This is a genomic window from Streptomyces sp. LARHCF249 (assembly GCF_052871255.1).
The window spans coordinates 1-1,403 of the sequence record NZ_JBIXJQ010000037.1 but is presented as its reverse complement, the minus strand read 5'-3'; the positions used below and the strand labels follow the sequence as shown (position 1 = coordinate 1,403).

4 protein-coding genes are annotated in these 1,403 nt (G+C 66.9%); all 4 read left to right on the top strand.

From position 1 onward, the window contains the following. Window positions 1-25 precede the first annotated feature (25 nt). Window positions 26-358: a hypothetical protein gene (locus tag ACIPUC_RS37270; RefSeq protein WP_446594878.1), complete on the top strand. Its 333-nt coding sequence runs from the start codon at window positions 26-28 to the stop codon at window positions 356-358. Window positions 359-404: 46 nt separating this feature from the next. Further along, entirely contained in the window at window positions 405-716 is a 312-nt protein-coding gene (locus ACIPUC_RS37265; RefSeq protein WP_446594877.1) for a pore-forming ESAT-6 family protein, read from the top strand. Between the two features lie 50 nt (window positions 717-766). Next, complete coding sequence (locus tag ACIPUC_RS37260; RefSeq protein WP_446594876.1) at window positions 767-1,216, top strand: DUF6507 family protein; 450 nt, start codon at window positions 767-769, stop codon at window positions 1,214-1,216. Further along, window positions 1,213-1,403, top strand: a 191-nt coding sequence (locus ACIPUC_RS37255; RefSeq protein WP_446594875.1) for a hypothetical protein, incomplete at its 3' end; no start/stop codon positions are given. The genes ACIPUC_RS37260 and ACIPUC_RS37255, both read left to right, overlap by 4 nt.

Genomic DNA, 1,403 nt, shown 5'->3' with positions numbered 1-1,403 from the left:
TCGTTCTGATGTGCGGGGGAGTGGGATGAAGTTCGACATGGGGACGCAGGTTCTGTCGAACCTGATGTCGGGGTCGCGGACCTCGAATACGGATCTGGGTTCGCTGATCAAGCAGCTGGTGGCTGCGGCGCAGCCGTTGGAGGGCAAGTTCCAGGGGCAGGGCAAGGTCGCGTTCGACTCGTTCAAGCTGCGTGCGGACGGGATCGCGAAGGAGCTGAACGCTTCGCTGGCGGCCATTTTGGGTGGTCAGTCGGGGATGGAGCAGGCGTTCGGGTCGGGTGACCAGGAGCAGGGCGAGAACGCGCGGCAGACGCAGGGTTCGGCGAACTTCGACGCGGCCCGCTTCCGCGGCCGCTAGGCCTCCTTCTTCTTCTTTCTTTACGTTCACGGGGAGTGTGGTTGTGATGGCAGGTGGGACGGACCGTCGTGCGTACGACGTGGGTGCCTCGACTGAGGTGCAGGGCGGTATCAAGGCGGTGATCGGCCAGCTGGAGCAGGTGATCGCTGCGCGTGAGGCGCAGGTGGCTGCGGCGATGACGGACTTCGCGGCGGATGGTGTGGCGGATGACTACCACGCCAAGGAGCTGCGGTGGAAGAACGCGTCGCAGGAGGTCAAGAACATCATCCAGCTGTTGAACACGACGCTGGAGAAGAACGACGCGACGGCGCGGCAGACGCTGCAGCGGGCGAAGGCGGCGGTCGACAACATCGGCTGAGAAGGCCGGTGTGAGGTAGGACAGTTGGTGGGTTGTACGGGGGGTCGTCGATGACGTCGTGGGACATCAAGCCGCAGGGTGTGCAGGGCCAGTTGAAGACGGTCGGCACGAATGCGGGTGAGCTGGAGAAGGCGTTGAACGCGCTGCTGACGGCCATGTCGGAGGCGGCGCAGGCCGCGGGTACGGCCGTTCCGGGCTCGCAGTCGGGGATGACCCCGCAGGGTCCGCTGGCCCCGGGTGCGGCCCCGGCTCCCGGTCAGGCCTACCTGGCGCCGCAGAAGGCGCTGGGCCCGGTCGCGGCGGCACTGGGCGAGTACCTGACGGTGCGCAAGCCGGAGTTCAAGTCGATGGCGGAGCGGATCGAGGCGTGCATCCTCGGCGCGGTGAAGGCGACGAACGAGTACCTGGAAGGCGACCTGGACCAGGCCAAGGCCGCCCAGGACGCCGCCCGCGCCGTGAACCTTGAAGTGCTGCGTGAGAAGCCGGGGGGCAAGAAGTGAGCGGGGACGCGCCGGTCGATCCGGCTGAGATACCGGTCTTCACCGGGGATCTGGCCGTGCTGGACGAGAAGGTCAAGGCGATCTCGTCGGGCGGGGCGGCGGTCGCGACGAAGACGTCGGACGTCCACACCAGCTTCGGCGGTATCCAGGCCTTCTACCAGGCTCCGGAAGCGGACCAGCTGTTCGC

What these genes read in the sequence shown, in the direction of transcription:
- ACIPUC_RS37270 (WP_446594878.1), top strand. Translation starts at nt 26, where the DNA reads ATGAAGTTCGACATGGGGACGCAGGTTCTGTCGAACCTGATGTCGGGG.
- ACIPUC_RS37265 (WP_446594877.1), top strand. Translation starts at nt 405, where the DNA reads ATGGCAGGTGGGACGGACCGTCGTGCGTACGACGTGGGTGCCTCGACT.
- ACIPUC_RS37260 (WP_446594876.1), top strand. Translation starts at nt 767, where the DNA reads ATGACGTCGTGGGACATCAAGCCGCAGGGTGTGCAGGGCCAGTTGAAG.